The 6000-nt window shown below is 42.1% G+C and carries 6 protein-coding genes; 4 read left to right on the forward strand and 2 right to left on the reverse strand.

From position 1 onward, the window contains the following. Positions 1-187: 187 nt before the first annotated feature. Positions 188-1573 carry an MATE family efflux transporter gene (locus V7L31_RS21545; protein WP_334698145.1) on the forward strand — a complete coding sequence of 462 codons (1386 nt, stop codon included), beginning with the start codon at positions 188-190 and terminating at the stop codon, positions 1571-1573. A gap of 448 nt (positions 1574-2021) precedes the next feature. Here V7L31_RS21545 and V7L31_RS21550 read toward each other — a convergent pair whose 3' ends face one another. Both V7L31_RS21550 and V7L31_RS21555 read right to left on the reverse strand, forming a co-directional pair. After that, positions 2022-3011, reverse strand: a complete 990-nt coding sequence (locus V7L31_RS21550) for a D-alanine--D-alanine ligase family protein (protein WP_334698146.1) — start codon at positions 3009-3011, stop codon at positions 2022-2024. A 95-nt stretch (positions 3012-3106) separates the two neighbouring features. Beyond that, positions 3107-3544: an NUDIX hydrolase gene (locus tag V7L31_RS21555; protein ID WP_334698147.1), complete on the reverse strand. Its 438-nt coding sequence runs from the start codon at positions 3542-3544 to the stop codon at positions 3107-3109. Between the two features lie 599 nt (positions 3545-4143). Between V7L31_RS21555 and V7L31_RS21560 the strand changes: the two genes are divergently transcribed. From V7L31_RS21560 to V7L31_RS21570, 3 genes are all read left to right on the forward strand, one after another. Continuing rightward, positions 4144-4635 (forward strand): GNAT family N-acetyltransferase, encoded by a 492-nt coding sequence (locus V7L31_RS21560; protein ID WP_334698148.1) that lies wholly within the window; start codon positions 4144-4146, stop codon positions 4633-4635. Between the two features lie 30 nt (positions 4636-4665). After that, complete coding sequence (locus tag V7L31_RS21565) at positions 4666-5343, forward strand: ComF family protein (RefSeq protein ID WP_334698149.1); 678 nt, start codon at positions 4666-4668, stop codon at positions 5341-5343. Between the two features lie 65 nt (positions 5344-5408). Next, complete coding sequence (locus V7L31_RS21570; protein ID WP_334698150.1) at positions 5409-5864, forward strand: PPC domain-containing protein; 456 nt, start codon at positions 5409-5411, stop codon at positions 5862-5864. The last annotated feature ends 136 nt before the right edge of the window (positions 5865-6000 follow it).

Raw genomic sequence — 6000 nt, forward strand, 5'->3', positions numbered from 1 at the left:
TTTAGCTATGAGACGGGAATTGAAATTCCCGGCGGACAAGCGGTTTCGCGTTATAGTTGACACCTATGGCAGGATGCCAACCCCACAATGTTGGATAATTTATTTCTTGGAGTTACCTAAGTGTTAATATATCTTAATATATACTTAAGTATTACTTTTTTTGCACACCCCTCAATTTTCGTGCCCAATGGAGTTAACTTCAAAAGAATTTAAATCAGAACTCATATTAGAAATCCAAGCTTGCCTGCAATTGGCAGTACCTTTAGTAATTACTCAAATATTAGAAGCGGGTATTCCTTTATTAGATGGGGTGATGATGGGCTTGCTTAACAGCCAAGCTTTAGCTGCGGGTGCTTTAGGTGCTGTTACCTTTTCGACTCTAGCTTCCATTTGTCGTTCTATTCTTTCAGCTGCGGGTGTGAGTGTTGCAAATGCTTTTGGTGCAGGAAAAATAGACCAAGTTAGCCGTGCTACCGGTCAAGGAATTTGGTTAGCAGTGACGATGTGCTTACCTGTGATGTTTATTATTTGGCACTTTGACTACATTCTGCTGGTGACTGGTCAACAAGAAAGCAATGTATTATTGGCTCAAACCTATTTGCGGTCTATTGTTTGGGGTTTTCCTGCTGCACTCGGTTTTTGTATTTTAAAAGAAATTAGCTCTGCCCTCAATCGCCCCCAATTCTTAATAGTAATTACGGTGGCTGGACTATTATTGAATGGGGCTGCCAATTACATCTTAATGTTCGGTAAATTTGGTTTCCCAGCCCTTGGGTTAGCTGGTATTGGTTGGGCAAGCGTACTCATTTTTTGGCTGAATTTTATCGCCGCCGCCAGTTGGATTTGCTTGGATAACTACTTTCAAGATTACCAACTTGATTCCGCTCTGCATCAGTTCGATCGAGATATGTTTTTAGATATCTTCCAAACTGGATGGTTTTTGGGATTACAGTATGGAGCAGAAATTGGAGTATTCACTGCCACTGCTTTAATGATGGGGTGGTTTGGGACAGAGACGTTAGCAGCTCATGAAATTACTGTCGAAACAGAAAGTTTTGTCGAAACAATATCTATAGGTATTTCCTATGCCGTCACGATGAGAGTAGGACAGTTGAGGGGACAAAATGACCTTAAGGGTGCAAGCAGAGCGGGATTTGTCTGCATTGCCCTTGCTACTCCCTGCGTGAGCATTTTGGCACTAATTTTTTTGATATTTCCCAACTATATTGTAGCAATGTATTTGGACACCAGTAATTTAGATAACATCGAAATAGTTAAAACGGCAATTTCTTTTCTAGACATAGCAGCAATAGTCCAGATATTTTATTCTATTCAGACTATTGCTGCTGGTGCTTTGATCGGCTTGAAAGATACCCGAATACCAACCTTAATCACTATGTTTGCTTACTGGGGAGTAGGTGTAGGTGGGGGCTATCTAATGGCATTTACTTTCGGTTGGGGCCCCATAGGTTTATGGTTGGGTTTAATGCTAGGGCTACTAATGGGTGCGGTGTTTTTGATTGGGCGTTTTTATCTTTTGACTTCTGAGATTGAGTCTGTTGAACAGAGTTAAAAACTTCAACATTTGTACCTTTCCTAACCGAACACTATTCCATATTTATCAATTGATTAAGTCCTGCTGAAATAACGTTTAAATTGTAAAAACTAAATAATTGAACATATAAAAACTTGTAATTATGCTGACTCCTGAAGAGATAGAAAACTTCGTTGATAATGCACCTAAATGTGAAGTTCGCAAGAGTATAATTGACAGTTATGGCACTTCGGGGCTGGAACTAGGGACTGGGCGATAAATCAATAGGCTTAAGTTAAGGGCTATTGGCAAAAATTTTAGGTTTTCGATACGCGATAAATCGCCGTCTCTACAAATCTTTTTGTCTTATCTGAACTGTATTATTTTGCTTGGGTTCTGAATTACTTACTTATCTTCCCAGTCCCCAGTCCCCATTACCCCTTGTCCCCAGAGGGGGCCCCACCTTCCCCAATCCCCAATCCCTAGTTCAACCTTTGTACCTTTGCCATGCAGAATCGACGATTTCAGCAATGATTTCTGTGTATGTCACACCACCTAAACGTCCCATAATTACTAGGTCTGAGCGGATATGGTGTAGCCCTGGCAGTGGGTTAACTTCCATAAACTGCAACACACCGTTAGCATCGCACCGCAGATCCACACGGGCAGCGTCTCGACAACCAAGAGTATGGTAGACATCCAGAGCTAGCTGCCTGGCCTGTGCTGCCAGTGGTTCGGGATCTATGAGCAAACGATAAGATACCCGTTCTAGATACTCATCCTTGTTAAGGGTGGTATAAGCAAAAGCTTCAGCTTGTCCTGTAAAAATTACTTCCATCACACCTACTACTCGTGAGTTGCTGCCGTTGCCAACAATACCCACTGTTACTTCTCTACCGGGAAGAAAGGTTTCTACGAGTAGTGGTTGCTGAAAAAGTTCACGTAACAATTCATAAGTATTTACTAGCTCCTCGCGTTCTTTGACAAGAGAACGCCCAGTTATCCCTTTAGAACTGCCTTCTGCTACAGGCTTGAGGAAAAGTGGCATTGATAGCGATACGGCTGCTGCTTCTGCGGTGGTACTCACCACTTCAAAGGGGGCTGTTGGCAAACCGCGATCGCGCGCTACTCTTTTAGCAAGCGCCTTATCTAGCGTTAGGGCGCAGGTGAGTGGATCGGAAAAGGTGTAAGGTTGAGCAAATAACTCGCAGACTGCCGGGACTTGGGCTTCGCGAGAGCGACCCTTTAAACCTTCAGCAATATTGAAAACTAGATCCCAGCGATCGCCTTTAGCCAATCGCCCAGCCAGTTCTCTACCATTGCCCACACGTTCAACCTGATGACCTAACTTAAATAGGGCATTTTCCAACCCGATAATAGTTTCTTCATCGTCGAATTCCATCACCTCAGAGGCACTAAAACCAGCCTTCAGGTAGTCTACCTTCAGGTCATAACATAGACCAATGAATACCCCCATAGCCCAGCCCTTTGTGCGATTTTAAATATAGCTAATTCTAAAAAAACCTCACTTTGGTCTGAGAGGCTCAAAATAATGTGTATTTTAATATTTAACTAACATCGAAATGCACAAAAGTGAGACTTAACTTGGAAAAACCCTTTAAGGATTCGTTTGAGTGAATTAAATTTAACCCGCCTGATAGCTTTATTCACTTCTACCCACTGCCGTTTTCTTTTAGTTGCTTCTGGATAATCTTCACTCAGCATCTCGACTGGTAATAAATACATCTTGACGCGGTAACTTTTGCCTTGTTTGCGGTACTTGTAAGTGCCCAGTTCCTTAACGTCTATATGCCCAATAACTCCTGCTTCTTCCCATGCCTCTTTGGCTGCTGAAGCAGGCGGACTCATGCCACTAGGAATATCTCCTTTCGGAATTACCCAGTGTTGAAAGTCACGGGTGGTAATTAGCAAGATTTCAATTTTACCATCGTTCACTCTGTAAGGAATCACCCCAGACTGTTTAAACACTTTGCTGACTTTTCGACTCATGTAATTTGCATCCTGTACGGTCTAGCTTTTTTGTACAATGTTTACTTCAGAAAGTCGAGAGCTGATACCGGATAAATTTTGGTTAATTCTTGGTTATGAAAAGGTTAAAAATATTTTTTTACCTATAAGAGCTAATTATTGAAGTTTTTAATTGTTTAACTAGGGGCCCATACCCATAAACCCGCAGGGTATGAAAATAGATTGACAAGATTACAAATATAAAATTAACTGCTATAAAATGTGTACTCCTGATGGCTGATTGACAAATGTAGTAATCAAATAACCTATATTTGTAGTTGTGGATGGAATTTACATAGAGACGAAAACGCAGCAATTAACATTAGACCTCTTGCAAAAACTAGGGATGGGCAATCCCGAAGTAATGCTGTAGGAGTCAGAATCACTACGCTAGGTGGCGCAAGCCTGCTAGAGCAAATCCTGATGTAGATTACAGAATTCCTGTACCTTCAGGTCGGGGAGTGTCAATGACACCTTGAGGGTATCGTCTAAAATAGACTATGCCATAAAAGCTATTTGCTGGGTAAATTGGGATATAGATGCGGAAAATTTTTCTGTGTAAACTTGACCAGCAAATGGTAATGAAAAACTATTATCAAGATTTTATAATTCGTGATTGGGTGCAAAGCGATCGCACAAGAGCCGCCGAAGTTATCAGTTATGTATTATCAGAATACGGTTTGGGTTGGGAACCAAACGGTGCTGACCGAGATGTGCTGCGAGTAGAGGAATATTATTTAGCTACTGGGGGAGAGTTTTGGGTAATTGAACACCAAAGCCAGTTAGTCGGTACTGGAGCATACTACCCCATACACCGAGGCGAAAAAGCTGTAGAAATCCGCAAAATGTATCTTTTGCCCAGCATCAGGGGTTTGGGATTAGGGAAATATTTGTTACAACAGCTAGAAGCAGTGATCGCAAAGCGTGGATTTGGGCAAATTTGGATTGAAACCGCCAGTGTTTTGGTTGAAGCAGTCAAACTCTATGAAAGCAATGGCTATACTCCAGCAATAGGAGTAGAAACAACAAGGTGCGATCGCGTGTATGTGAAGTCATTAGTCTTTGACCAATGACTAATGACTAATGACTAAGGACAATTCTAAATGCACATTTGGATTAAAAATCTCACAGGCTTACTCAATCTTTTTCTCCAATCCCATTGCCCCCTATGTCAACGCGCAACTTCTCAAGAATTCTGTCAGAACTGCACCAGACAATTACAAAAATGTCAACGTAAAAACCCCATTTCTCTATGGCAAGAGCCAATACCAGTGTTTGGCTGGGGGGAGTATGGTGGCCCAGTGAAACGAGCGATCGCGGCGATGAAATACGAAAATAAACCCCAAATAGCTCGTCCTTTGGGTCAATGGTTAGGAGAAGCATGGTTGTTAAATTCACCGAGGCGAGATAGCCAGCCTGTGGTAGTTCCCATCCCACTTCACGCTAGCAAACAAAAGCAACGTAAATACAATCAGGCCGCACTGATCGCACAAAGCTTCTGCGAAATAACTGGATTAAAATTGAAACTAAACGGTCTAGTAAGAGTGCGAGAAACGGAAGCGCAATTTGGTTTATCAGTATCTAAACGAGAAAAAAACTTGGCTCAAGCTTTTGCTGTTGGGCAAGAATTTCGCCATCATCCTCCAAATATCCCAGTGCTGTTAGTGGACGACATTTATACAACTGGTGCAACTGCCAGGTCTGCTGTGCAAACACTTCGTCAGTATGGAATTGTGGTCTTAGGATTAGTAGCTGTAGCCACTGCTGTCAAAGACGGATGAAGGACTGCCTTCCTTGATAAATTGACCGAATTACCCTATTTTTGTAGAAAAATTGCTTGAAATGTATGAATAAAGTTTTTGCGGCAGGTTTAAAGCAACTCATCATCATTCCTGCCACATTCCTGGCAATCGGCATAAGTACAAGTGCTGGTTTTGCTCAAAATAGCTTATATAGTCCAATACCTTTATCTAGCAGTGCTGAAATTACTGATAGCCTCTCAGACAAAGACATTCCCACAGGCCAAGGTGGGTTTGCGCGTGATTACACAGTCAAGTTACAGAAGGGCGATAATTTAGCAGTTGACTTGTCATCAGAAAGCTTTGACACCATCATCACAGTGTTAGCACCTGATGGTTCGACTCTCGCAGAAAATGATGATGGCCCTGATGGTACTAGCAATTCCCTGCTATTTACTCGCATCGTAGAGACAGGAAATTATGTGATTCGTGTCCGGTCTTTTGGGGAAACTGGGGTTGGGCCTTTTAAACTCAAGGTGACAAAGTTACAACCGATTAAATGAAGTGGGCATTGGGCATGAAGAAGAGACAAGGGAGACAAGGAAGTCCCGATGAAAAAATTTCACAGCCATACATGAAAATGTGGTAACTTCCAGTCAAGGTTGGCACAAAAGAGGTTGTTCCCTCAATAGAGCATCT

Origin of the sequence: Nostoc sp., assembly GCF_036916655.1 — a bacterium.
Lineage (GTDB): Bacteria > Cyanobacteriota > Cyanobacteriia > Cyanobacteriales > Nostocaceae > Nostoc.

Bases quoted from the DNA above. Each gene is read 5' to 3' on its own strand.
- V7L31_RS21545 (WP_334698145.1), top strand. From the start codon at position 188: ATGGAGTTAACTTCAAAAGAATTTAAATCAGAACTCATATTAGAAATC.
- V7L31_RS21550 (WP_334698146.1), bottom strand. From the start codon at position 3,011: ATGGGGGTATTCATTGGTCTATGTTATGACCTGAAGGTAGACTACCTG.
- V7L31_RS21555 (WP_334698147.1), bottom strand. From the start codon at position 3,544: ATGAGTCGAAAAGTCAGCAAAGTGTTTAAACAGTCTGGGGTGATTCCT.
- V7L31_RS21560 (WP_334698148.1), top strand. From the start codon at position 4,144: ATGAAAAACTATTATCAAGATTTTATAATTCGTGATTGGGTGCAAAGC.
- V7L31_RS21565 (WP_334698149.1), top strand. From the start codon at position 4,666: ATGCACATTTGGATTAAAAATCTCACAGGCTTACTCAATCTTTTTCTC.
- V7L31_RS21570 (WP_334698150.1), top strand. From the start codon at position 5,409: ATGAATAAAGTTTTTGCGGCAGGTTTAAAGCAACTCATCATCATTCCT.